Origin of the sequence: Pseudomonas sp. BF-B-15 (assembly GCF_019946675.1) — a bacterium.
In the GTDB taxonomy this organism is placed as follows: domain Bacteria; phylum Pseudomonadota; class Gammaproteobacteria; order Pseudomonadales; family Pseudomonadaceae; genus Aquipseudomonas; species Aquipseudomonas migulae.
Genome location: NZ_JAGYFZ010000016.1, coordinates 18859 through 44155, shown reverse-complemented (window position 1 = coordinate 44155; position 25297 = coordinate 18859). Strand labels below are relative to the sequence as shown.

General features: G+C 61.1%; 14 protein-coding genes. 9 read left to right on the top strand and 5 right to left on the bottom strand.

The genetic code is table 11. From position 1 onward, the window contains the following. The first annotated feature begins 117 nt into the window (after positions 1 to 117). The 3 genes from KGA97_RS07695 (at position 118) to KGA97_RS07685 (ending at position 2738) form a co-directional block, all read left to right on the top strand. Entirely contained in the window at positions 118 to 744 is a 627-nt protein-coding gene (locus KGA97_RS07695) for a TetR/AcrR family transcriptional regulator (RefSeq protein ID WP_008030281.1), read from the top strand. Positions 745 to 837: 93 nt separating this feature from the next. After that, complete coding sequence (locus tag KGA97_RS07690; protein WP_223480526.1) at positions 838 to 1632, top strand: substrate-binding periplasmic protein; 795 nt, start codon at positions 838 to 840, stop codon at positions 1630 to 1632. A 101-nt stretch (positions 1633 to 1733) separates the two neighbouring features. Continuing rightward, a complete protein-coding gene (locus tag KGA97_RS07685) occupies positions 1734 to 2738 on the top strand; it encodes a GNAT family N-acetyltransferase (RefSeq protein ID WP_008044443.1) in 1005 nt (334 codons plus the stop codon). 109 nt (positions 2739 to 2847) lie between these two features. Here the strand turns inward: KGA97_RS07685 and KGA97_RS07680 are convergent, their stop codons facing one another. Next, positions 2848 to 3396 (bottom strand): RNA polymerase factor sigma-70, encoded by a 549-nt coding sequence (locus KGA97_RS07680; protein ID WP_008030278.1) that lies wholly within the window; start codon positions 3394 to 3396, stop codon positions 2848 to 2850. Between the two features lie 372 nt (positions 3397 to 3768). Between KGA97_RS07680 and KGA97_RS07675 the strand changes: the two genes are divergently transcribed. Together KGA97_RS07675 and KGA97_RS07670 are read left to right on the top strand one after the other, a co-directional pair. Next, on the top strand, positions 3769 to 16767 hold the full coding sequence (locus tag KGA97_RS07675; RefSeq protein WP_223480525.1) for a non-ribosomal peptide synthetase: 12999 nt from the start codon (positions 3769 to 3771) through the stop codon (positions 16765 to 16767). A 182-nt stretch (positions 16768 to 16949) separates the two neighbouring features. Then, a complete protein-coding gene (locus KGA97_RS07670; RefSeq protein ID WP_223480524.1) occupies positions 16950 to 17762 on the top strand; it encodes an alpha/beta fold hydrolase in 813 nt (270 codons plus the stop codon). A gap of 115 nt (positions 17763 to 17877) precedes the next feature. Here the strand turns inward: KGA97_RS07670 and dsbG are convergent, their stop codons facing one another. The 4 genes from dsbG to KGA97_RS07650 all read right to left on the bottom strand — a co-directional run bounded on the left by dsbG (position 17878) and on the right by KGA97_RS07650 (position 22032). Continuing rightward, complete coding sequence (dsbG, locus tag KGA97_RS07665) at positions 17878 to 18648, bottom strand: thiol:disulfide interchange protein DsbG (RefSeq protein ID WP_223480523.1); 771 nt, start codon at positions 18646 to 18648, stop codon at positions 17878 to 17880. Next, positions 18624 to 19490 carry a TlpA disulfide reductase family protein gene (locus KGA97_RS07660; protein ID WP_223480522.1) on the bottom strand — a complete coding sequence of 289 codons (867 nt, stop codon included), beginning with the start codon at positions 19488 to 19490 and terminating at the stop codon, positions 18624 to 18626. The genes dsbG and KGA97_RS07660 overlap by 25 nt, the downstream gene beginning before the upstream one ends. Then, on the bottom strand, positions 19490 to 21226 hold the full coding sequence (gene dsbD, locus KGA97_RS07655) for a protein-disulfide reductase DsbD (RefSeq protein WP_223480521.1): 1737 nt from the start codon (positions 21224 to 21226) through the stop codon (positions 19490 to 19492). Before dsbD ends, KGA97_RS07660 begins: the two co-directional genes overlap by 1 nt. Positions 21227 to 21324: 98 nt before the next feature. Continuing rightward, positions 21325 to 22032, bottom strand: a complete 708-nt coding sequence (locus KGA97_RS07650) for a hypothetical protein (protein WP_008044452.1) — start codon at positions 22030 to 22032, stop codon at positions 21325 to 21327. A gap of 255 nt (positions 22033 to 22287) precedes the next feature. Here KGA97_RS07650 and KGA97_RS07645 point away from each other — a divergent pair, with 255 nt between their 5' ends. The 4 genes from KGA97_RS07645 to KGA97_RS07630 all read left to right on the top strand — a co-directional run bounded on the left by KGA97_RS07645 (position 22288) and on the right by KGA97_RS07630 (position 25263). Next, the gene (locus KGA97_RS07645) at positions 22288 to 22584 is read left to right on the top strand and encodes a hypothetical protein (protein WP_223480520.1); all 297 of its coding nucleotides are present in this window, start codon (positions 22288 to 22290) and stop codon (positions 22582 to 22584) included. Further along, positions 22556 to 23239 carry a response regulator gene (locus KGA97_RS07640; protein ID WP_008033711.1) on the top strand — a complete coding sequence of 228 codons (684 nt, stop codon included), beginning with the start codon at positions 22556 to 22558 and terminating at the stop codon, positions 23237 to 23239. The genes KGA97_RS07645 and KGA97_RS07640 overlap by 29 nt, the downstream gene beginning before the upstream one ends. Further along, positions 23236 to 24561 (top strand): ATP-binding protein, encoded by a 1326-nt coding sequence (locus KGA97_RS07635; RefSeq protein WP_032832872.1) that lies wholly within the window; start codon positions 23236 to 23238, stop codon positions 24559 to 24561. The genes KGA97_RS07640 and KGA97_RS07635 overlap by 4 nt, the downstream gene beginning before the upstream one ends. Before the next feature lie 216 nt (positions 24562 to 24777). Continuing rightward, positions 24778 to 25263 carry a GNAT family N-acetyltransferase gene (locus KGA97_RS07630; protein WP_192227841.1) on the top strand — a complete coding sequence of 162 codons (486 nt, stop codon included), beginning with the start codon at positions 24778 to 24780 and terminating at the stop codon, positions 25261 to 25263. Positions 25264 to 25297: the final 34 nt, after the last annotated feature.

The window sequence follows — 25297 nt, the reverse complement described above, 5'->3', positions numbered from 1 at the left end:
GTTTGTAAACGACTTAAATATCTTCTGCCCGAGCGCTTGCTTGGTTGCCTTCGTCAGCTTAAATTGCCCGCGCAACCCCGCTGTTTTAGCGGTGAGTACGACTGTAGGAGAGAACGGGTGGACGAGCAAAAAGCCCTGAGGGTAATGCGCGAATTGGTCGACAACGGCCAGTTGACCGACCCGGACAGCGCCCGTGGCAAACTGCTGCAAGTGGCGGCTCACCTGTTCCGCAACAAAGGCTATGAGCGCACCACCGTGCGTGATCTGGCCGGCGCGGTGGGCATTCAGTCGGGCAGCATTTTTCATCACTTCAAAAGCAAGGACGAGATCCTGCGGGCAGTGATGGAGGAAACCATTCGCTACAACACCGCGTTGATGCGTGCGGCGATCGCCGAAGCCGAAAACGTGCGCGAACGGGTACTGGCGCTGATTCGCTGTGAGTTGCAGTCGATCATGGGCGGCAGCGGCGAGGCCATGGCGGTGTTGGTGTACGAATGGCGTTCGCTGTCCGAAGACGGACAAGCGAAGGTGTTGGCGTTGCGCGACATCTATGAAGACCTCTGGCTGCAGGTGCTGGGGGAGGCCAAGGACGCGGGATTCATCCGCGGGGACGTGTTCATCACCCGGCGTTTTCTGACCGGTGCGCTGTCCTGGACCACGACCTGGTATCGCCCGGATGGCAGCGTGAACCTCGATCAATTGGCCGATGAGGCGTTGATTCTGGTACTCGAAGAAAAACAATAGTGTTGCCCGGAACCGCAGGAAACTGGCTAAGTGGCCGAAACCGCCTAGCTTGAATGAATTGATGCGTACTTTTTTGGGGAGTGGGTTGTTTTGATGTCTTCGCCAATTCGGACGGCCTCGCGGCTTTTTCTGGCGGCGCTTGCAGCGCTTTGGGTATTACCGTCTCCGGCGGCGCAACTGGTGCGGGTCGGTGCCGCGCATTTTCCGCCCTACACCGTACGCCCTGAATCCGGTGCCGACACTGGCCTGCTGCCGCAGTTGGTCGAGGCGCTTAATGCCCTGCAAACCGACTACCAGTTTGTGCTCGTGCCGACATCCATTCCGCGACGCTTCGGTGACTTCAAGCAGAGCCGGGTGGACATGGCCATCTTCGAGAACCCGAACTGGGGCTGGAAGGACATTCCCCACGTCAGCGTCGACATGGGCCTGGAAGATGCCGAGAATTTTGTCGCGCAACGGATACCCAATCGTCAGCAGAACTATTTCGCCGATCTTGCCGGCAAGCGTCTGGCGCTGTTCAGCGGCTATCACTACGAATTCGCCAACTTCAATGCCGACCCCAAGGTTCTCGCGCAAAACTACAACGCCACGCTGACCTATTCCCATGACAGCAACCTGCTGATGGTGCTGCGCGGGCGCGCCGACATTGCCCTGGTGACGCGCTCCTACCTGAGCGATTACCTGCTGCGTAACGAGAAGGTCGCCGATCAGTTGCTGGTGTCCGAGCGCATCGATCAGGTCTATCACCATTACGCCATTCTCCGTCCGACGGCGCCCATCAGTGGCGTTGCCTTCGGCAAGTTGCTGCAAGGGTTGCGGGACAACGGCCAGATGCTGAGGATTTTCGATCCTTACAAGATCGCCATCGTGCCAGTTCCCGGCAGCTGAGATCGCGTCGCCGGGCGGTGTTTTTGCCGACCTTCCTTAAATTTCCCCCACTGGCTCACGTCACTTCGTTGAACTGTCGACGATTATCGTGAGCCCGACCCATGCCCAATCTGAATGACCTGACTGCCCTGGCTTTGCCGACAGGCAACCGCCTTGTCGCGGATGAAACCGAAAACCGCCTGAGCCTGAGCCTGGACGCGCAACCGCTGATTACCTTGCGGCTGACGCGTGAGCCCGAGTTGCACGTGCATGTCGAGGCTCGCGTCGACACTCAGGCCGTGTGGGCCGCCGGTTATTGGCTGTTTGCCCGTGACCCGGCTTGCCAGCGCCTGACCTGGCACCTCGATGAAGCTCCCGCCGAAGCCTTGCTCAGCGGGTTGCTGGTGTCGACCGAACTCGCCGGCCAGTATCGCTGCGAGCGCACGCTGTTCTGGCAGTTGCCGCAGCCTTGGCTGGGGACGTCGCTGACCAGCAGCTACCCGCAGCAAATGGTGATCAGCGCTGGCAAGCGTCATCCATTGCGTCCGGTGAAACCGCGCGGTGAAGTCTATCGACGTTTCGATGCGCGGCTGGGGGCGTGGATTTCCCTGCGTACGCTGGACATCGACCTGGATCTGGCGCGGTTCAATCGCTGGCAGAACAGTGCGCGGGTGGCGAGTTTCTGGCAGGAAGAGGGCAGCCTTGAACAGCATCGCGAATACCTGGGCAAACTCGACGCCGATCCCCACACCGTGACGTTGATCGGCTGTTTCGATGACCAGCCGTTTGCTTATTTCGAAGCCTACTGGGCCAAGGAAGACCGCATAGCGCCGTTCTACGATGTCGATGATTACGACCGTGGCATTCACATGCTGGTCGGCGAAGAAAACCATCGCGGTCCGCACAAGGTGGCGAGCTGGTTATCGGCGTTGACGCATTACCTGTTTCTCGACGATCCGCGTACCCGGCGGGTGGTTGCAGAGCCGCGAGCCGACAACGCGAAGATGATCGGGTACATGCAGGGTCAGCGGTTTCATTGCGAGAAAGAGTTCGACTTCCCGCACAAGCGCGCGGCGTTGATGGTGTTGGGGCGGGAGCGGTTTTTTGAGCGGTGTGGGTTGGCGTGATGGATAGGGCTCAGGATTCGTAGCGGTCTTGAGTCCGTCTTCGCGGGCAAGCCTCGCTCCTACAAGGTTCACGCTGGAACTGTAGGAGCGAGGCTTGCCCGCGAAGCTTTTAGCGGCGGGAGAAAGTATCTGCGCGACTGCCCGACACCTTGCGGCAATGCACCAGCGCGTCGCGAATCATGAAGTTCACCAGGGTCGGCGAAACACCCAGTTCCTTGGCGATGTCCTTTTGCGGCACGCCGTGCAGGCGGTACATCTCGAAGGCGTAGCGGGTGCGGCTCGGCAGCTCCGTCAGCGCGTCGGCGATGTTTTCCAGGGTCGAAAAATTGATGTGCGAGGTTTCCGGCGAAGCGCCTTGAATCACCACGTTCAGCCCTTCTTCTTCAGGCCCCGAATACTTCTGCTCCAGCGCCTGTTTGCGGTAGTGGTCGATCGCCAGGTTACGCACGATCTGGAACAGGTAACTGAGCTGAGCCTTGATCGAGGAGGTGATCTGCGGCGCCGATTGCAGGCGGAAGAACGCATCCTGAACCACATCTTCGGCACGGGATCGGCAGCCGGTAATACGGGCGGCAATCTTGACCAGAATCAGTCGATTGTCCACGAATGCCTGAAGTAGCGGTGAATCGCACCTGCTTGTGGATACTTGTTCCGTCATGGAAATCACCTTGCTGCAAATGGGGTCGTGGGACGACGGGTATATCGGAGCCGTCCTACACATCGAGCGACAAATTATTCTGAATGATAATGATTGTCAATTGAGAAAGAGAACTAATCCTTCTCTTAAGTGAGCAGTGAGAACTGCGACACGCCGCCGCACCCAGCCCCCGTTGGCGATCAAGCCTGCCGACTAATTATTTCAAGACGTCATCCGTTCTCATTGGTGAATGGCTCCGGGCGCAAGCCCCGGCCAAAACAGCATTCCCAATGCCTCGCGCGGTCGGCGAAGACCGCGTCCTGCATGCCCCTGATGGGGCGTGAAAGCAGAAAACCGATTCCACTTGCAAGCCGAATTCAGGCAGGAAACCTCATGACCGACGCGTTCAAAATACCTGGCACACTGGTCCAAGCCCTTCAGCGCCGCGCGGCCCTGACGCCGGATCGGGTGGCCTTGCGTTTTCTCGCCGAAACCCCGGATCAGACGGTGGTGCTCAGTTATCGCGAACTGGATCAGCGGGCGCGCACCATTGCCGGCGCGTTGCAGGCCGAAACTGACTTTGGTGATCGCGCGGTGCTGCTGTTTCCCAGCGGTCCGGACTACGTCGCGGCGTTTTTTGGTTGCCTGTATGCGGGCGTGATCGCGGTGCCGGCTTATCCGCCGGAGTCGGCCAAGCGTCATCATCAGGAACGCCTGTTGTCGATCATCAGCGACGCCGAACCGCGCCTGCTGCTGACCAGCGCCGGCCTGCGCGATGCGTTGCTGCAAATCGAAGGCGCGCCGCCGCTGCTGTGCGTCGACACCCTCGACGGTGCACTGGCCGCAAAGTGGGTCGAACCGAATCTCGAAGGCGACCACATTGCCTTCCTGCAATACACCTCGGGCTCCACCGCGCTGCCAAAAGGCGTGCAAGTCAGCCATGGCAACCTGGTCGCCAATGAGTTGCTCATTCGCCACGGTTTCGGCATCGACCTGAACCCTGACGACGTGATCGTCAGCTGGCTGCCGCTGTACCACGACATGGGTTTGATCGGCGGTCTGTTGCAGCCGATTTTCAGCGGCGTGCCGTGCGTGTTGATGTCGCCGGCGTACTTCCTCGGTCGGCCGCTGCGCTGGCTCGAAGCGATCAGCGAGTACGGTGGCACCATCAGCGGTGGGCCGGATTTTGCCTACCGTCTGTGCAGCGAACGTGTCAGTGAATCGGCGCTGGAACGCCTCGACCTCAGCGGCTGGCGCGTGGCGTATTCCGGTTCCGAACCGATTCGCCTCGACACTCTCGATCGTTTCGCCGAGAAGTTCGCGACTTGCGGTTTCACCCCGGACAGTTTCATGGCGTCTTACGGCTTGGCCGAGGCCACGTTGTTCGTCGCCGGTACACCCCGTGGTCAAGGCATCGGCAACCTGCGCGTGGATGATCAGGCGTTGGCGCAAAACCGTGCCGAAGCGGGTGAAGGCAGCGCGATCATGAGTTGCGGCATCAGCCAGCCGGATCACGCGGTGCTGATTATCGACCCATTGGCGCTGACCGAACTGGCCGACAACGCGGTCGGCGAAGTCTGGGCCACCGGGCCGAGCATCGCCCATGGCTACTGGCGCAACCCCGAGGCCAGCGCCAAGACCTTTGTTCAACACGACGGCAAAACCTGGCTGCGCACCGGCGACCTGGGTTTCATGCGCAACGGCGAGCTGTTCATCACCGGTCGCCTGAAAGACATGCTGATCGTTCGCGGTCACAACCTGTACCCGCAGGACATCGAGCAGACCATCGAGCGTGAAGTGGAAGTGGTGCGCAAAGGTCGCGTCGCCGCGTTCGCCGTGAACATCGACGGTCAGGAAGGCATCGGCATCGCCGCGGAAATCAGTCGCAGCGTGCAGAAAATCCTGCCGCCCGAGGCACTGATCAAAGCCATCCGCCAGGCGGTGGCCGAGGCGTATCAGGAAGCACCGAGCGTGGTGGTGTTGCTCAATCCGGGCGCATTGCCAAAAACCTCCAGCGGTAAACTGCAACGTTCGGCGTGCCGCAATCGGCTGGCGGATGGCAGCCTCGACAGCTACGCACTGTTCCCATCGGCGACCCCTGAAAACCAGGCCAAAACCGAGTCGGGTTCCGAGCTGCAAAGCTTGATCGGCCAGATCTGGGCCGAGCAATTGCAGGTGAAACAGATCGGTGCCGATGAACACTTCTTCCTGCTCGGTGGCAACTCCATCGCCGCCACTCAGGTGGTTGCGCGTTTGCGCGAAGAGTTGGGTCTGGAGCTGAACCTGCGCCTGCTGTTTGAAGCGCCGACCCTCGGTGCATTTACCGCCGTGGTCGCGCAGCAACAACAGGACGGCGGCCTGGCCCAAGGCGCGATCAGCACGCTGTCGCGCAGCGAAGCGATGCCGCAATCCCTCGCGCAAAACCGTTTGTGGATTACCTGGCAGCTCGACCCGCAAAGCAGCGCCTACAACATTCCCGGCGCCTTGCGTTTGCGTGGCGAACTGGATGAAGACGCCCTGCGCGCCAGTTTCCAGCACCTGATCGAACGCCACGAATCCCTGCGCACGCGCTTCTTCGAACGTGACGGCGTGGCGCTGCAACAGGTCATTGCCGCTGGCGAATTCAACCTGCAACGGATCGACATCAGCGATTTGCCCGTCGCCGAGCGTGAAGCCCGCGCGCAGCAAATCCGCGAGGACGAAGCGCACACCCAGTTCGACCTGGAGAAAGGTCCGCTGCTGTGGGTGACGCTGGTGCGCCTCGATGACGAGGATCACCAGTTGCTGGTGACGCTGCACCACATCATCGCCGATGGTTGGTCGCTGAACGTGCTGATCGACGAGTTTTCGCGCCTGTATGCCGCTGCATCCCAAGGGCAAACGGCATCGCTCGCGCCATTGCCGACCCAGTACGCCGACTACGGCAGCTGGCAGCGTCAATGGCTGGCCCAAGGTGAGGGCGAGCGGCAACTGGCCTACTGGAAAACGCAGTTGGGCGAGGAGCATCCGACCCTGAACCTGGCCACCGATCACCCGCGTTCGGCGCAACACCGTCACAGCGCCGCGCGCCACACCGTGCGTTTGGCTGCGCCCCTCAGCGAAGCGATTCGCCAGACTGCCCAGGCCCACGATTCCACCTCATTCATGCTGTTGCTCGCGGCGTTCCAGAGCCTGCTGCACCGCTACAGTGGCCAAACCGACATCCGCATCGGCGTGCCGAACGCCAACCGTCCGCGCCTGGAAACCCAGGGCCTGATCGGCTTCTTCATCAACACCCAGGTACTGCGTGCCGAGGTAGATTCGCGGTTGCCATTTGTTGAACTGTTGGCGCAAACCCGCCAGGCGGCCTTGGGCGCCCAGGCGCATCAGGACCTGCCGTTCGAACAACTGCTGGAAGCGTTCCCGCAGGCCCGCGAACAAGGCTTGTTCCAGGTCATGTTCAACCATCAACAACGGGACCTGAGCGCACTGCGTCGCTTGCCCGGGTTGCTCGCCGAAGAACTGCCGTGGCACAGCCGCGAAGCCAAGTTCGATTTGCAATTGCACAGCGAGGAAGACCGTAACGGTCGCCTGAGCCTGTCGTTCGACTATGCCAGCGAGCTGTTTGACGCCACTACCATCGAGCGTCTGGCCGAGCATTTCTGCAACCTGCTGCGGGCCATTTGCGAGCAGCCGGTCACCACCGTCGGCGACCTGAAACTGTTGACCGCGAGCGAGCACGATCAGCAAACCTCGTGGAGCGTCGCACCGTGCACACCGGCCAGCCAATGGCTGCCGGAACTGCTGAACGAACAGACACGCCTGAACCCGGAGCGCACCGCGCTGCTGTGGGACGGCGGCAGCCTGGACTTCGCCGAACTGCACGCCAAGGCCAACCGCCTCGCGCATTACCTGCGCGACAAAGGCGTCGGCCCGGACGTTTGCGTGGCCATCGCCGCCGAGCGTTCGCCGCAACTGTTGATCGGCCTGTTGGCGATCATCAAGGCCGGTGGTGCCTACGTGCCGCTGGACCCGGATTACCCGACCGAGCGCCTGGCGTACATGCTCGGCGACAGCGGCGTCGAATTGCTCCTGACCCAAACCGAATTGCTCGACCGGCTGCCGGCCACCGATGGCGTCAGCGTGATCGCCATGGATGCACTGCACCTGGAGAACTGGCCAAGCCAGGCGCCGGGCCTGCATCTGCACGGCGAAAACCTCGCTTACGTGATTTACACCTCTGGCTCCACCGGCCAGCCGAAGGGCGTCGGCAACACCCACGCGGCGCTCGCCGAGCGTCTGCAATGGATGCAGAACACTTATCGCCTGAACGACACCGACGTGCTGATGCAAAAGGCGCCGATCAGTTTTGACGTGTCGGTGTGGGAATGCTTCTGGCCGCTGATCACCGGGGCGCGTTTGCTGATTGCCGGGCCCGGCGAACACCGCGATCCGCACCGCATTGCCCAACTGGTTCAGCAATACGGGGTGACCACGCTGCACTTTGTGCCGCCGCTGCTTTCGTTGTTCATCGACGAGCCGCTCACCGCCGAATGCACCAGCCTGCGTCGTGTGTTCTCGGGCGGCGAAGCGTTGCCGGCGGAACTGCGCAACCGCGTGCTGGAGCAACTGCCGGCCGTGCAACTGCACAACCGTTATGGCCCGACTGAAACCGCGATCAACGTCACGCATTGGCATTGCCGCACGGCCGATGGCGAGCGCTCGCCGATTGGCCGTCCGTTGGGCAACGTGATCTGCCGCGTGCTCGACAGCGAGCTCAATCCTTTGCCGGCTGGTGTGCCCGGTGAGTTGTGTATCAGCGGTATCGGCCTGGCCCGGGGGTATCTGGGGCGTCCGGCTCTGACCGCCGAACGTTTTGTCGTCGACCCGTTGGGCGAGCAGGGCGCACGTCTGTATCGCACCGGCGACCGCGCGCGTTGGACCGCCGATGGCGTGATCGAATACCTCGGCCGTCTCGATCAGCAGGTCAAGCTGCGGGGCTTTCGCGTCGAACCGGAAGAAATCGAAGCACGTCTGCTGGCTCAAAACGATGTTGCGCAAGCTGTGGTGCTGGTGCGCGAAACCGCCGCTGGCGGGCAGTTGATCGGCTATTACACCGCAATCGAAACCAGTGAATCCGAAGACACTCAAACCGCTCGCCTGAAAGCCGCGCTGGCGTCCGAGCTGCCGGAGTACATGGTCCCGGCGCAGCTGATGCGCCTTGACGAAATGCCCCTCAGCCCAAGCGGCAAACTCGACCGCCGTGCCTTGCCGGAGCCGCAATGGCAGGTGCGCGAACACGTCGAGCCGGTGACTGAACTTGAACAGCAGATCGCCGCGATCTGGCGTGAAGTGCTGGGCTTGAAGCAGATCGGTCTGCGCGACGATTTCTTCGCCCTCGGCGGCCATTCGCTGCTGGCCACGCAAATCATCTCCCGCACCCGTCAGGCCTGCGACGTCGAATTGCCGCTGCGCGCGTTGTTCGAAAACAGTGAGCTGGGGGCATTCTCCCGGCAGGTTCAACAGAATCAGGCCAGCGGCAACACCAACAAACAACCGCCGATTGAAAAGGTCGACCGCAGCCAACCGGTGCCGCTGTCCTATTCCCAGCAGCGCATGTGGTTCCTCTGGCAGATGGAGCCGGACAGCCCGGCCTACAACGTCGGCGGCATGGCGCGGTTGCGCGGGGTGCTGGACATCGGGCGCTTCGAGACGGCGTTGCAAGCGCTGATCATGCGTCACGAAACCTTGCGCACCACGTTCCCGAGCATCGACGGCGTGGCGCAACAGCGCGTGCACCCGGAAACCGGGATGCGCATGGACTGGAAGGATTTTTCCGCGCTGGACGCCGACTTGCGCGAACAGCGGGTGCAGGCATTGGCCGACAGCGAAGCGCATCAACCCTTCAATCTGGAAACCGGGCCGCTGCTGCGCGCCTGCCTGGTCAAGACCGCCGAGCAGGAACATTACCTGGTGCTGACCCTGCACCACATCGTCACCGAAGGCTGGGCGATGGACATTTTCGCCCGGGAACTCAGTGCGCTTTACGAAGCGTTCGTCGATGACCGCGAATCGCCACTGGCGCCGCTGCCGGTGCAATACCTCGATTACAGCGTCTGGCAGCGTCAGTGGCTGGAATCCGGCGAGCGTCAGCGCCAGCTCGACTACTGGACCGCGCAACTGGGCCGCGAACATCCGCTGCTGGAGTTGCCCGCTGACCGTCCGCGTCCTGCGGTGCAAAGCCATCAGGGCGAGCTGTTCCGTTTCGACCTGAGCGATGATCTCGCGGCACGGGTCCGCGCCTTCAACGCGCAAAACGGCCTGACCCTGTTCATGACCATGACCGCCGCGCTGGCCGTGCTGCTTTACCGCTACAGCGGCCAGACCGACCTGCGCATCGGCGCGCCGGTGGCCAACCGCATTCGCCCGGAAAGCGAAGGGCTGATCGGTGCGTTCCTCAACACCCAAGTACTGCGTTGCCAGCTCGACGGGCAGATGTCCGTTGGCGAACTGTTCGAGCAGGTGCGCCACACCGTGATCGAAGGCCAGTCCCATCAGGACCTGCCGTTCGATCATCTGGTTGAAGCGTTGCAGCCACCGCGCAGCGCTGCGTACAACCCGCTGTTCCAGGTGATGTGCAACGTGCAGCGCTGGGAGTTCCAGCAGAGCCGTACGCTGGCCGGCATGACGGTCGAATACCTGGCGAACGATGCGCGAGCGACCAAATTCGACCTCAACCTGGAAGTGACCGACCTCGATCATCGGTTGGGTTGCTGCCTGACTTACAGCACCGACCTGTTCGATGAACCGCGCATTGCGCGCATGGCCGGGCACTGGCGCAATCTACTGGAAGCGCTGTTGGCCGATCCGCATCAGCGCCTCAGTGAACTGCCGTTGCTCGAAACCACAGAACAGCAAAAGCTGCTCGACAGCCTGGGCATCGAACCGGGTGAACATCGACTGGATCAGTGCATTCATCACCTGTTCAGCGAACAGGCGCTGGTGCGCAAGGATGCGCCGGCGCTGACGTTCGCCGGGCAAACCCTGAGCTACGCCGAACTCGACAGCCGCGCCAATCGCCTGGCCTGGATGCTGCGCGAGCGGGGTGTCGGGCCGCAGGTTCGCGTCGGTCTGGCACTTGAACGGTCGCTGGAAATGGTCATCGGCCTGCTGGCGATCCTCAAGGCGGGTGGCGCCTACGTGCCGCTCGATCCGGAATACCCGCTCGATCGCTTGCATTACATGATCGAAGACAGCGGCATCGGTTTGCTGCTCAGTGATGCGGCGATGTTCAAGGCCCTGGGTGATCTGCCGACAACCGTCAGTCGCTGGTGCCTTGAAGATGACGCTGCCGAATTGGCCAACTACCCGGCCACCGAGCTGCCGTTCATCAGCCTGCCGCAGCATCAGGCGTACCTGATTTACACCTCCGGCTCCACCGGCAAGCCGAAAGGCGTGGTGGTGTCCCACGGTGAAATCGCCATGCACTGCCGCGCGGTAATCGAGCGCTTTGGCATGCGTGCGGACGACTGCGAACTGCACTTCTATTCGATCAACTTCGATGCCGCGACCGAGCGTCTGCTGGTGCCGTTGTTGAGCGGTGCGCAAGTGGTCTTGCGCGCTCAAGGGCAGTGGGACGCAGAAGAAATCTGCGGATTGATCCGTCGCCACAACATCAACATCCTCGGCTTCACCCCAAGTTACGGCAGCCAACTGGCGCAGTGGCTGGCGACTCAGGGCGAAACCTTGCCGGTGCGCATGTGCATCACCGGCGGCGAAGCGTTGACCGGCGAGCACTTGCAGCGCATTCGTGCGGCGTTCAAACCGAGCCTGTTCTTCAACGCCTACGGCCCGACGGAAACGGTGGTCATGCCGTTGGCCAGTCTTGCACCGCAGCAGCTTGAAGAAGGGTTGGGCAGTGTGCCGATCGGCAGCGTGATCGGTGCTCGCGTGGCCTACATTCTCGACGCCGATCTGGCGCTGGTGCCGCAAGGCGCGACTGGTGAGTTGTACGTTGGCGGTGCTGGTCTGGCCCAGGGTTATCACGACCGTCCGGGCATCACGGCGGAACGCTTCGTGGCCAACCCGTTTGCAGCGGATGGCGGGCGAATTTATCGCACCGGCGACCTGGTGCGGCAGCGCGTCGACGGTCTGGTGGAATACCTCGGCCGCATCGACCATCAAGTGAAAATCCGCGGTTTCCGCATCGAACTGGGCGAGATCGAAACCCGACTGCTGGACCATGATTCGATCCGTGAAGCGGTGGTGCTGGCGCTGGACGCCCCGAGCGGCAAACAACTGGTTGGCTATCTGGTCACCGAAGTGGCTGAGCAGGACGAAGCGCAACAAGCCGAGCTGCGCGAAGCCCTCAAGGCTCACCTGAAATCGCAACTGCCGGAATACATGGTGCCGACGCATCTGATCCTGCTGGCGAGCATGCCGCTGACTGCCAACGGCAAACTCGACCGTCGCGCACTGCCGGCACCGGACCCCGAGCTGAATCGTCAGGACTATGTGGCGCCAAGCAACGAACTGGAGCTGACGTTGGCGCAGATCTGGTGCGAAGTGCTGAACGTCGCGCAGGTCGGCCTCAACGACAACTTCTTCGAACTGGGTGGCGACTCGATTCTGTCGATCCAGGTGGTCAGCCGCGCGCGGCAGCAGGGCATTCACTTCAGCCCGCGTGACCTGTTCCAGCACCAGACTGTTCAAACACTCGCCGCCGTGGCCAGCCGCACCGAGCAGGTTACAGCCGAGCAGGGTTTGCTCACCGGCGAATCGCGTCTGACCCCGATCCAGCACTGGTTCTTCGACACCGACTTGCCCGAGCGTCAGCACTGGAACCAGGCGTTGTTGCTGGAACCGACCGTTGCGCTGGAACCTCATCGCCTGGAGCAAGCGCTGCTGGCGGTGATCGAGCAGCACGACGCCTTGCGCTTGCGCTTCACCGAGGCGTGCGGCGCATGGACGGCGGCGCACCAGAAGGTGGGAGGCGCCCCCGTGTTGTGGCAAGTGCATGTGCCGGCGATGGATAAATGCGCGGCATTGTTTGCCGATGCCCAGCGTAACCTCGACCTCGAACAGGGGCCGTTGATGCGGGTGCTGCTGATCGATGGTCCCGAGGGCCAGCAACGGCTGTTCTTCGCGATCCATCACTTGGTGGTGGACGGCGTTTCCTGGCGTGTATTGCTGGACGATCTGCAAACGGTGTATCGCCAACTGGCGGCTGGGCAGTCGGTGAAACTGCCGGCGAAAACCAGCGCCTTCAAGGACTGGGCGGCCCGCTTGCAGGCGTATGCCGGCAGCGAATCCCTGCGTGAAGAACTGAGCTGGTGGCAGTCGCAGCTGGCCGGCCCGAGCGTCGAATTGCCGTGTGATCGCCCTGAGGGCGGCCGGCAGAATCGTCATGCGCAAACCGTCAGCGTACGCCTCGACGGCGAGTTCACTCGCCAGTTGCTGCAACAGGCACCGAGCGCCTATCGCACCCAGGTCAACGACCTGTTGCTGACGGCATTGGCCCGCGTGCTGTGCCGCTGGAGCGGGAATGAATCAGCGCTGATCCAACTTGAAGGCCACGGTCGCGAGGCGCTGTTCGACGAGATCGACCTGACCCGCACCGTCGGCTGGTTCACCAGCGCCTACCCGCTGCGCCTGACCCCGCAGAACATTGAAGAAGCCGCCGGCCAGGGCGCTTCGATCAAGGCGATCAAGGAACAACTGCGCGGCGTGCCGCACAAGGGCCTGGGTTATGGCGTGTTGCGTTACCTCGCCGACGACCTGTGCCGCGAAGCCATGGCCGCGTTGCCGGTGGCGTCGATCACCTTCAACTACCTCGGCCAGTTCGACCAGAGCTTTGGCGCGGACGCGTTGTTCCGTCCACTGGATGAGCCGGTCGGTGCCGCCCACGATCCGAAAGCGCCGCTGCCCAACGAGCTGAGCGTTGACAGTCAGGTCTACGGCGGCGAATTGGTGCTGCGCTGGACCTTCAGCGCCGAGCGCCACGATCCGCAAACCATCAGTGAACTGGCGGACGCCTACCTCGGCGAATTGCAGAGCCTGATCGTGCATTGCCTGCATGACGAGGCGGGCGGCCTGACGCCGTCGGACTTCCCGCTGGCGAAGCTGACCCAGCCGCAACTCGATGCACTGCCGATTCCGGCCGCCGCCATCGAAGACGTCTACCCGCTGACCCCGATGCAGGAAGGCATGCTGCTGCACACCTTGCTCGAACCGGGCACCGGCCTCTACTACATGCAGGACCGCTACCGCATCAACAGCGCGCTCGATCCGCAACGTTTTGCCGAGGCCTGGCAAGCGGTGATCGCCCGTCACGAAGCCTTGCGTGCATCGTTCTGCTGGAATGTTGGCGAAGACATGCTGCAGGTTATCCACAAGCCGGGCAGCACGCCGATCGAGTCCCTCGACTGGACGGCAATCGCCGAGGACGAGCAAGAACCCAAGTTGCAGGCGTTGCTGAAAAGCGAGCGTGAAGCCGGGTTCGATCTGCTGAATCAGGCACCGTTCCACCTGCGTTTGATCAAGGTTGGCGAAGCGCGCTACTGGTTCATGATGAGCAACCACCACATCCTCATCGATGCCTGGTGCCGCTCGTTGCTGATGAACGATTTCTTTGAGATCTACACCGCGTTGGGTGAGGGTCGCGAAGCTCAGCTGCCTGTGCCGCCGCGCTACCGCGACTACATCGGCTGGCTGCAACGCCAGAGCCTGGCCGAGGCGCGGCAGTGGTGGAAAACCAACCTGCAAGGCTTCGAACGGACCACGCCGATTCCGAGCGACCGGCCGTTCCTGCGTGAACATGCCGGCGACAGCGGCGGCATGATCGTCGGCGACCGCTACACCCGACTCGATGCCCGCGACGGTGCGCAACTGCGTGAACTGGCGCAGGCCCATCAACTGACCATCAACACCTTCGCCCAAGCGGCGTGGGCCCTGGTCTTGCGGCGCTTGAGCGGTGATCGCGACGTGCTGTTCGGCGTCACTGTGGCCGGGCGCCCGGTGGAAATGCCGGAGATGCAACGCACCGTCGGACTGTTCATCAACAGCATCGCGCTGCGGGTGAAGATGCCGGAAGACGACCAGCGTTGCAGCGTTCGTCAGTGGCTGAGCGGCTTGCTCGACAGCAACATGCAACTGCGCGAGTACGAATACCTGCCGCTGGTGAGCATTCAGGAAAACAGCGAATTGCCGAAGGGCCAACCGCTGTTCGACAGCCTGTTCGTGTTCGAAAACGCACCGGTGGAAGTCTCGGTGCTGGACCGTGCACAGAGCCTCAACGCGACCTCGGATTCGGGCCGCACCCACACCAACTTCCCGCTGACGGCGGTGTGCTATCCGGGCGATGATCTGGGCTTGCACCTGTCTTACGACCAGCGTTATTTCGATGAGTCGACCGTTGAGCGGATGCTCGGTGAGTTCAAGCGCCTGTTGCTGGCGCTGGTCGAAGGTTTCCATGGCGACATGGCGGACTTGCCGCTGCTGGGTGCCGAGGAACAGGATTTCCTGATCCACGGCTGCAACCAGAGCGAACACGATTACCCGTTGGAGCAGAGCTACGTTGCGTTGTTTGAAGCGCAGGTTGCGCAGCATCCGCAACGGATCGCCGCCAGTTGCCTCGATCAGCAACACAGCTACGCCGAACTGAACCAGCGCAGCAACCGTCTCGGCCATGCGTTGATCGCGGCCGGTGTCGGGCTGGATCAGCCGGTGGCGTTGCTGGCCGAACGCAACCTTGATCTGCTCGGGATGATCATCGGCAGCTTCAAGGCCGGCGCGGGTTATCTGCCGCTGGATCCGGGGCTGCCAAGTCAGCGCCTGAGCCGGATCATCGACCTGAGCCGCACGCCGTTACTGGTCTGCACCCAGGCCTGTCGCGAACAGGCGGTGGCGTTGCTGGAGGAATTCGGTTGCGCCAATCGGCCACGGTTGCTGGTGTGGGAAGAGGTGCAGGCGAGCGAAGTGTCGGTGGCGAATCCGGGCATCTACAGCGGCCCGGACAATCTTGCCTACGTGATCTACACCTCGGGTTCGACTGGCTTGCCCAAAGGTGTGATGGTCGAGCAGCGCGGCATGCTCAACAACCAATTGAGCAAGCTGCCGTACCTGAACCTCAGCGCTGCCGATGTGATCGCGCAGACCGCTTCGCAAAGCTTCGACATATCGGTCTGGCAGTTCCTTGCCGCACCGTTGTTCGGCGCGCGGGTGGACATCGTGCCGAACACCATTGCCCACGATCCGCAGGGCTTGTTGGCGCATGTATCGGCCCAGGGCATCACCGTGCTGGAAAGCGTGCCGTCGCTGATTCAGGGCATGCTCGCCCAGGAACGCATGAGCCTCGACGGCCTGCGCTGGATGCTGCCGACCGGTGAAGCGATGCCGCCGGAACTCGCGCACCAATGGTTGCTGCGCTACCCGGACATCGGGCTGGTGAATGCTTACGGGCCGGCGGAATGTTCGGACGACGTGGCGTTCTTCCGTGTCGACATGGCCTCGACTCGCGGCAGTTACTTGCCGATTGGCACGCCGACCGACAACAACCGTTTGTACCTGCTCGATGGCGCGCTGGACCTGGTGCCGTTGGGTGCGGTGGGCGAACTGTGCGTGGCCGGCACTGGTGTCGGGCGCGGTTATGTCAGCGATCCGTTGCGTACCGCGCAGGTGTTTGTGCCGAACCCGTTTGGCGCGCCGGGCGATCGTCTGTATCGCACCGGCGACCTTGCCCGTCGTCGCAGTGACGGTGTGCTGGAGTACGTTGGGCGCATCGACCATCAGGTGAAAATTCGCGGCTACCGCATCGAGCTGGGTGAAATCGAAGCGCGTCTGCATGAGCAGCCGGAAGTGCGCGAAGCGGCGGTTGGTGTGCAGGAAGGCGTGAACGGCAAGCATCTGGTCGGTTATTTGGTTGCGACTGATTCTTCACTTAATCCGACTGAGCGCCTGGAGCGCATCAAGCAACGCCTGCGCGCCGAGCTGCCGGAATACATGGTGCCGATGCACTGGCTGTGGCTGGAGCGGATGCCGCTCAATGCCAACGGCAAACTGGACCGCAAGGCGCTGCCGGCGCTGGAGATCGGTCAGTTGCAGAGCCAGGATTATCAGGCGCCGCGCAATGAACTGGAGCAGACGTTGGCGGGTATCTGGGCCGAGGTGTTGAAGGTCGAAAAGGTCGGTGTGCGCGACAACTTCTTCGAGTTGGGCGGGCATTCGCTGCTGGCGACGCAGATTGCGTCGCGGGTGCAGAAAGCCCTGCAACGGGACGTGCCGCTGCGGGCGATGTTCGAGTGCAGCACGGTGGAGGAATTGGCTGAGTACATCGACGGGTTGGCGGCGAGTGACATCACCGAGGACAAGGTTGATCGGTTGAATGACTTGATGGCGGAGTTGGAGGGTCTGTAATTCTCTAGCGTCTGTAAGGGCCTTTTCGCCAGCAGGCTGGCTCCCACATTTGAACTGTGTTCGCAGAACAAAATGTGGGAGCCAGCCTGCTGGCGATGGGGCCTCTTAAAGCACCACAAGGTTGACTGTGGAACCACAGCAGCACAGTCTCCCTGCTCCGGTTTTCACAAAGGAAACAGTCAATGCCCTTCGTTACGATTGACGGACAACCCCTTCACTACATCGATCAAGGCACCGGCCCCGCCGTATTGCTCGCCGGCAGCTACCTCTGGGACCAAACCATGTGGGCGCCGCAGATCGCCGCCCTGTCGCAGCAATACCGGGTCATCGCCCTGGACCTGTGGGGCCACGGTGAGTCAGGCTCGCTACCCGAAGGCACGCAATCGCTGGATGACATTGCACGTCAGGCGCTGGCCTTGCTCGATCATCTGCACATCGACCGTGTCACGCTGGTCGGTCTTTCCGTCGGTGGCATGTGGGGTGTGCGTCTGGCGCTGTCGGTTCCACAGCGGATCAACGGCCTGGTGCTGATGGACACCTACGTCGGTGTCGAACCTGAACCCACCCGCCAATACTATTTTTCGTTGTTCAAACAGATCGAAGACAGCGGCGTGATTGCACCGCAACTGCTCGACATCGTCGTGCCGATTTTCTTCCGTCCGGGCATCGACCCGCAGTCGGCGCTGTATCAGGATTTCCGCGCAAAACTGGCTGCGCTGCCGCCAGAGCGTCTGCGCGAAAGTATCGTGCCGATGGGGCGGATCACATTTGGGCGCGATGATGTGTTGCCGCGACTGGGCGAGCTGGAGGCTGAGGCCACGCTGGTGATGTGTGGTGATCAGGACAAGCCGCGACCACCGTCGGAAACCATTGAAATGGCCGAGTTGATCGGTTGCCCGTATGTGCTGGTGCCGGAGGCGGGGCATATCTCCAATCTGGAGAATCCGCGGATTGTGACTGAGGTGTTGCTGGAGTTTCTAGCCCGGAGAAATTAGTCGGTTGTACCGCCCCCATCGCGAGCAGGCTCGCTCCCACATTGGAATGCAATCCTCCTGTGGGAGCGAGCCTGCTCGCGATGGGGCGGTGAGGCCACTAAACCTCTGAAAAAAACTACTTCAGCCCGAGAATCTTTACCAGCTTGTCCGGCGACGGCGCGCCTTGCTGCTGTTGCAGCTCGCCCTTGTCGTCCATGTAGAAAATCGCCGGAGTGGCCTGCAATTCCAGGTCTTCCATCAACTGCATGTTCGCCGCCAGTTTCGCCTGAATCGCCGGCGGTACTTCTTTCAGCGCCTTGAGCGTACTGGCCTTGCCAGCCCCTTCGTGGTCTTGCAGGGCTTTTTGCGGATCCTTGGCGGCCAGCAATGCTGCGGATTTGCCCGGACTGTCTTCACGAATGATCCCGACCATGATGTGCCGCAACTGCACCTTGCCGGCCTTCACCCACGGCCGTGCCTGTTCCCAGAACACGTTGCAGTAAGGGCAGTTCGGATCGCTGAACAGGTACACCACGCGTGGCGCATCCTTGTTGCCGTCACCGATCCAGTTGCTCGCTTCCATCTTGCCCCAGATTTCCTTGGCCATCGGCGCGTACACCAGTTTCTGCAACGGCGCGCTGCTCAGGTCTTTGCCGTCGGCGTCGTACAAATTGCCCAGCAACACATGTTTGCCATCCGGCGTCAGGTACAGCGCCATGCCACGGTTCTGGTACTGCGCGGCATAACCGCGCAAACCATCGGGCGCATCGAACTGGCCGACGATTTTCGCGCCCTTGGCTTCGATCTTCTTGATTGCTTCGGGCAACTCTTCGGCAGCCTGTACCGACGGCAGGTGCAGCAGGGCGGCGCCCAGGGTCAGCGTCAGCAGGTGGCGGAGGCGGGGCATGGCAGTTTCCTTGAAGAAGTGGACGGTGTGGCCGGATTCGGGGTGTCAAAGTTTTCCAGGGCGCGGGCCAGGCTGGCGTCCGACAGTTCGCCCAGGTGACTGCCCAGCAGGCGACCGTCAGGGCTATAGAACAGCGTAGTCGGCAATGCCATCGAACCGACGGCCTGACCCAATCGACCGCTGCCGTCGAACAGTACGTTGGACAGGCTCAGGCCCTGGGTTTCCAGAAAGGTGCTGACGCTTTGCATGCTTTCCGCCTGATTGACGAACAGGAAGGTCAGGTCCGGGCGGTGTTGCTGAGCGTTTTCCAGCACCGGCATTTCCCGGCGACACGGCGGGCACCAGGTGGCCCAGAGATTGATCACCAGCGGCCCGCCCTTGTAATCCGCCAGTTGCACCGTTTCACCGGCGGCATTGCGCAGGGTGATGTCCGGCAGGCGCGTGCCTTGTTCGTAAATACTCAGGGAGAATGTCGCGAGCAGCCAGAAGGCCAGGCCACTGGCCACGCCAAAGCCCAGTGGGCGACGTAAACCCGGTTGACGCCAGCCTCGATACATCGCGGCCAGCAGCAGCGCGATCACACCCGGCCAGGCGAGAAAACCACCGTCGCGCAGGTCGATGACTTGCCACGGATCGTCGCGATAGTGCTTCCAGTACAGCGCGACGAAACTGATTCGGGCCGCCAGCATGCCCAGCAGGAACAGGCTGAACAGCACCGACTCGGGATTTTCACCGCCACGCTTGGCCGCCCGCCAGCCGACAAACGTCGCCAGCGCCAGGGCACTGATCAGCAGCAGGTGGTTAAGCGCGATGGCAAACGTGCCGAGGGTGAAAGTCAGCATTAACGGGCGTCTCGGGTGGTGGTCCAGCGTTGCAGGAAGGTGTCGGCATCGACCTCGCCGGTGATGCGCTGGCTGCGACGCTCGATGCCATCGGCGCCGATCCACAGAAAACTCGGTGGCCCCGGCACTTTATAACGGCCAAGCAGTTCGCGGCTGGCGGCATTGTCGGCGGTGACGTCCAGCCGTAGCAAGCGCACATCGCTCAAGGCGTCGAGCACGCGGGGTTGGCCGAACACCTGTTTTTCCATGACCTTGCACGACACACACCAGTCGGCGTAGTAGTCCAGCAGCACCCATTGGCCCTGAGCTTGTGCGGCATCGAGTTCCCGTTGCAGAGCGGCCGGGTCCTTGATTGTGGTGAACGCCTCGTGGCCGACCGGGCGGGCGACATTGCCCGCATTGGCGGCGCTATAGACTTGCAGCGGTTTCAACAGGTCATCACCGCCGCCCGCCGCACCGATCATCAACAGACTGCCCCACAGGCCGAGCAGCAATGAGCTGGCACCGAACAGATGCGCGACGCGCCCGAAACCTTGCGACTGCTTCCAGGCGCTGTAGGCGGCAATCAGCAACAACGCACCGCACAGACCGATCCACAGCGATTCATCCAGTACCGGGCGCAACATCAACAACGCGGTGGCGAGGAACAGGAAGCCGAACACGCCTTTGAGCAGGTTCATCCAGGCCCCGGGTTTGGGCAGGAAGCGGTTGCCGACGGTCACCAGCAACAACAGCGGCACACCGATGCCGATGCCCATGGCAAACAGAATCAACCCGCCGTGCAGCGCATTGCCGCTTTGCGCGATGTAGAGCAGTGCGCCGGCCAGCGGGGCGGTCATGCACGGACCGACCAGCAGACCGGACAGCGCGCCCAGCACACCCGCGCCGATCAGGCTGCCACCGCGCTGATTGCGCGAGACGTTTTCCAGCCGATCGCGCACGGCGACCGGTAGTTGCAGCTCGAAGAAGCCAAACATCGGCAACGCGAGCAGCACAAACACGGCGGCGAAACTGCCCAGCAACCAAGGGTTTTGCAGCAGTGCCTGCAAATTCGCACCGAGCAACGCCGCCAGAACGCCCATCGCCGCATACACCAGCGCCATGCTCACGACATAACTGGTGGCCAAGGCAAATCCGCGTTTGGGCGTCGCGCCACTGCCGACGATCATTCCGGCCAGAATCGGCAGCATCGGCAACGAGCAAGGGGTGAAGGCCAGCAGCAGGCCCAAACCGAAGAACACCAACAAGCTCCAACCCAACGCCCGTTGTTGCAGACTGCTGGCCAGGGCTTGATCCGGCGCTTCATCGGCCGCCGAAGCGACAACACTGCCGCCCAGGTCCATGACCTGGGTTTGCGGCGGATAACACAATCCGGCATCGGCGCAGCCCTGGAAGCCGACCTTGATCTGGCCGGTCGCGCCCGCCGGGATCTTCAGCTCCAGGCCCTGGCGATAAACCGGCTGTTCACCGAAGAATTCATCACTGTGAGACTCACCTTCGGGTAATGCAGGGTGCTGCTCAGCGGGCAACCCATCGAACTTCATGCGTTTCTGATACAGGTAGTAACCGTCGGTGATCTGCCAATAGAGCTGTGTTTCACCTGATTCGAGACGCTCGGAGGTGAAGGCAAACGCTTTTTCCACTGGCAGGAATTCAGGTTTGGTTTCGAACGGATTGGTCCCTGCCTGGGCCAGACCCGAGATCAAGAGAGCAAAAAAAAGAAGCAGTGAACGCATGGGTAAGCCTTATCCCTGTGCAGGTGAGGTGCACAGTGGCGGGCGGCGATTAACCGATGATTAACCGCCGCACACTTCTGCCATGACCTGTGATGAATTCAGTTATGAGTCAGTCCTGGCCAGCCCTCGTCTACGTCTCTTGCTTCCCCTTCCAGAATGTTTTTATCGATATTGTATTTCAAGTATTTATTGTCGCTCAAAAAGATGTACAGATAGCTGTCAGTAACGGAGGCATGGATCTGCACAGCAGTGATAATGTCATCGACATAAGGGCCGAGTCTTGGCCAGGTTGTGTATTTTATATCGCCGAGGACGAGCTTTTTACTGTGCCAGTCAAGCTCCAGGTATTTGCCGTTTTTTAAAATAAACTTGAAGATGGTTTGGCCAGAGGATCTGAACGGTCGCTGCCAGAAGGTACCTGCAATAATATCGTCGAAGTAGGGCAGTAGCATGCTCCATATCGACTCGCTGACTGGCGTGAAACTGAAAGGAGTATCTGCATCTTGATCGTATTCGCACACCATCGGTGTTTTTTCATCGTAGTAAAATAACCAGAGAATATCAGCGTCTAATTCGAGCCTGTTGGTGCCTACTATCCGGTCTGTGGAGAATCCGAAGCACAAATCTTGTGCGTGCGGATGAAACTCTCCCCAGTTATCTTGAGTTACCGCAGTTGGGTGGCTCGAAGCAACACTGCCTTCGCTGTTGTTGTATCGTGAATAGGTATCGTCATCTTTGAAGAAAAAATAGCAGCGATCTCTGCCTGAGCGCCAATCAACGGCTACGAAGTTTTTTAGTTCGGGCATGATTTAAATCCTTTTTATCAGTGTTTGTAATGGCGCGGAAGCGCGATAAAGGTAAGTTATAAAAAGTAGTGCTGTAGTGATAAGTGTGAAGATTGAAGCGCGTAACAATTGTGGTTGAATCTTTTGGTGATGTCTGAAATATAAGGTGGTATCGCAGGTGTTGGTTGTGGAGTTTTATTTTTATGGTGGCGGTTGTGCTCTGTAATAGAGTGTTTGCTTTAGGTTGTTATAGTGCGAAGTGTTGTCTGTGTTCGTATGTTGGTCAATGCTTGTGGCGTTAAAGAATGTGTATTGTTGTTGTTGTTGTTGTTGTTGTTGTTGTTGTTGTTGTTGTTGTTGTTGAGAGTTGTAAGTCTGTGTTCAAAAGGTTTCAATGATCCGGTCGTTTTGGTGGATGGCCGAACGGGAAATTTTCGCGGTGCAGGTCATTCAGCGATTTCCCTCAATGATGATGAGCGGCAGCGGCATAATGCCGGGTTAATCGATACTCTTTTTAATGACCATTTTTGCGAAGGTCTTATCCATGCACGTACTGGTTTGCGAAGACGATGAGCTGATCGCCAGCGGCATTGTCGCCGGCCTCACTGCCCAGGGCCTGACGGTGGAGCACGTCAACACTGCCTCGAAGGCCCGGGCCATGCTCAAGGTCGCCGAGTTCGACGTGATGGTGCTCGACCTCGGTCTGCCGGATGAAGACGGGCTCAAGCTATTGCAGCAGTTGCGCCATCATGGCCTGGAGATTCCGGTGCTGATCCTCACCGCCCGGGATTCGGTGACCGACCGCGTCGACGGCCTGCAAGCGGGGGCCGACGATTACCTGCTCAAGCCGTTCGACCTGCGCGAACTCGCCGCACGCCTGCACACGTTGTTGCGACGGGTGGCGGGGCGCAGCGTCAACCTGATCGAACACGGCCGCTTGACGTACGACCCGAGCAGCCGCGAAACCATGCTTGGCGGTCAGCCGGTGGATCTTTCCCGTCGCGAACAGTCACTGTTGCAAGCCTTGCTGCACAACCGTGGCCGGGTGCTGTCCACGGAGCAGTTGAAAGACAGCGTCTATGGGTTCAACGACGAACTGGAAAGCAACGCCCTCAACGTGCATATCCATCACCTGCGGCGCAAACTGGGTAATGGCATTGTCGAGACCGTGCGTGGCCTGGGCTATCGCCTGGGGCCGGCCGATGATGGAGAGGAAGTGAAAAAGTGATGAGCCTGCGTTTGCGCCTGAGCCTGACGCTCGGCGCCGCATTTGCGCTGATCTGGGCCCTGGCAGCGGCCTGGATGCTCAGCGACCTGCGCAACCAGATGATGTTTTCCCTCGACCAGCGGCTGGTGGCATCGGCGCGCATGGTCGCGGGCCTGATGGAGCAACTGCCGCCGTTGCCGACCAAGGGCGAGGGCACCCATTTCAGTGCGGAACAACTGAATATTCCGGGCGGGATGGCGTGTCAGGTCAGCTCGCTGCGCGGCGAAATCCTCGCCCGCAGCCACACCGATCCACAACAAACACTGCAAGCCGAGAAAATGGGCTTCCACGATCAGATGATCGACGGCGCACCGTGGCGCAGTTTCACCCTGGCCCGTGGCGATCTGCGCATCACCACGGCGGATCGGCAAATCGAACGTGAAGCGCTCAACATGTCGATCCTGCTGGCCGCTTCGGTGCCGGTGGGTGTGGCGTTGCTCGGTTGCCTGTGCCTGCTGTGGCTGGGGATCGGCCAGGGCCTGGCGCCGCTGAACCGCATGCGCGATGCCTTGATGCGACGCAGCGCCGACTCGCTGGAACCCTTGCAGATTCAGCCGCTGCCCAGTGAGTTGCAACCGTTGCTGGACACTCAGAACCAGCTGTTCCAGCGCATCGGCAAGACCATCGAGCGCGAACGCCGATTGACCGGCGACGCGGCCCACGAACTGCGCAGCCCGCTGACGGCCATCAAAACCCACCTGCAAGTGGCGCGCATGACCGATGGCGCGGCACGGGATCAGTCCCTGGCGCGGGCCGAAGAGGGCGCCGACCGTCTGCACCGCACGCTTGAGCAATTGTTGTTGCTGGCAAGGGTCGAGGGCAGTCTGTCGTTCGACGACGGTGTGCAATGCAGCGCCGAGCAAGTGGCGAAACTGGCGATTCAGGATGCCGCCAGCGGTGATCGTCAGCGGATCAAATTCAAGCTGCCACCGAAGCTCTCCCACGCGCCGGTGCAAATGCCGGCGGTGCTGTCGATCGCGGCGTTGCGCAACCTGCTGGACAACGCGCTGCGCCATACCCCGAACGACGGTGCGGTAGAACTGAGCCTGGTAACCACCGGCAACCGCGTGCAGTTCGTCGTGCGCGACCATGGACCGGGCATTGCCGAGGACGATATGCAACACCTGACCCAACGCTTCTGGCGCAACGGACAGAGCACCGGCTGCGGTCTGGGGTTGGCGATTGTCCAGGCGATTGTTCAGCGTTGTGGCTGCACGCTGCATTTCGACAGCCGGCCGGATGGCTTGCGGGTCGAGCTGACGATGCCGTTGCAAACGGTCTAACAAACGACATACATCCTTGTAGGAGCAGAGCTTGCTCGCGAAGGCATCCGTACATTCAACGTTGATGTTAACTGTACGGACGTCTTCGCGAGCAAGCTCTGCTCCTACAGGGGGGGTGTTGCACATCAAATGTAACGTCTCGCCATTGGCGTTCCGACGGCCACCAGCGCTATCGTCCCCGGCAGCTTTTTCTCAATGGATTGAGGTTACAGCGCCATGGAAAACCCCCTACACATCTGCAAGGCAACCCCCGCCGACGCCGGGATCATCAGCCGGATCGTCGAGCGTTCCATCCGCGTCGGCTGCGCGCTCGACCATCGCAACGACCCGCAAACCGTCGCCACCTGGACCCACAACAAAACCGTCGAACACATTCAACCGTGGCTGACCGACCAACGGTTGTACCTGAACATCGCCCTGTTGCAGGACAAACCGGTCGGCGTCGCGATGGCGGCGATCAGCGGCAAGCTTGCTTTCTGTTACGTGCAGCCGGAATGGTTTCGTCGTGGCGTCGGGCAAGCGCTGGTGCGCGACCTTGAAGGCTGGCTGATCGATAACGGGCTGGCTCAGGTACGACTCAACAGCACCCGGACCAGCGAAGCCTTTTACCGGCATCTGGGTTATCAGCCCTGTGCTGAAACCTTCACCGTAGCCGGGCTTCGTGCCATCCCCATGCACAAGGGCCTGACCCCGCCTTCATAGAAAGCCGGGCAAGGGTCTAAATCCTTGGCGCCCT

Excerpts from the sequence above, each read along its gene's own strand:
- KGA97_RS07670 (WP_223480524.1), top strand. The coding sequence starts at position 16,950 with ATGCCCTTCGTTACGATTGACGGACAACCCCTTCACTACATCGATCAA.
- dsbD (WP_223480521.1), bottom strand. The coding sequence starts at position 21,226 with ATGCGTTCACTGCTTCTTTTTTTTGCTCTCTTGATCTCGGGTCTGGCC.
- KGA97_RS07685 (WP_008044443.1), top strand. The coding sequence starts at position 1,734 with ATGCCCAATCTGAATGACCTGACTGCCCTGGCTTTGCCGACAGGCAAC.
- KGA97_RS07645 (WP_223480520.1), top strand. The coding sequence starts at position 22,288 with ATGTTGGTCAATGCTTGTGGCGTTAAAGAATGTGTATTGTTGTTGTTG.
- KGA97_RS07650 (WP_008044452.1), bottom strand. The coding sequence starts at position 22,032 with ATGCCCGAACTAAAAAACTTCGTAGCCGTTGATTGGCGCTCAGGCAGA.
- KGA97_RS07660 (WP_223480522.1), bottom strand. The coding sequence starts at position 19,490 with ATGCTGACTTTCACCCTCGGCACGTTTGCCATCGCGCTTAACCACCTG.
- KGA97_RS07675 (WP_223480525.1), top strand. The coding sequence starts at position 3,769 with ATGACCGACGCGTTCAAAATACCTGGCACACTGGTCCAAGCCCTTCAG.
- KGA97_RS07680 (WP_008030278.1), bottom strand. The coding sequence starts at position 3,396 with ATGACGGAACAAGTATCCACAAGCAGGTGCGATTCACCGCTACTTCAG.
- KGA97_RS07640 (WP_008033711.1), top strand. The coding sequence starts at position 22,556 with ATGCACGTACTGGTTTGCGAAGACGATGAGCTGATCGCCAGCGGCATT.
- KGA97_RS07630 (WP_192227841.1), top strand. The coding sequence starts at position 24,778 with ATGGAAAACCCCCTACACATCTGCAAGGCAACCCCCGCCGACGCCGGG.
- KGA97_RS07690 (WP_223480526.1), top strand. The coding sequence starts at position 838 with ATGTCTTCGCCAATTCGGACGGCCTCGCGGCTTTTTCTGGCGGCGCTT.
- dsbG (WP_223480523.1), bottom strand. The coding sequence starts at position 18,648 with ATGCCCCGCCTCCGCCACCTGCTGACGCTGACCCTGGGCGCCGCCCTG.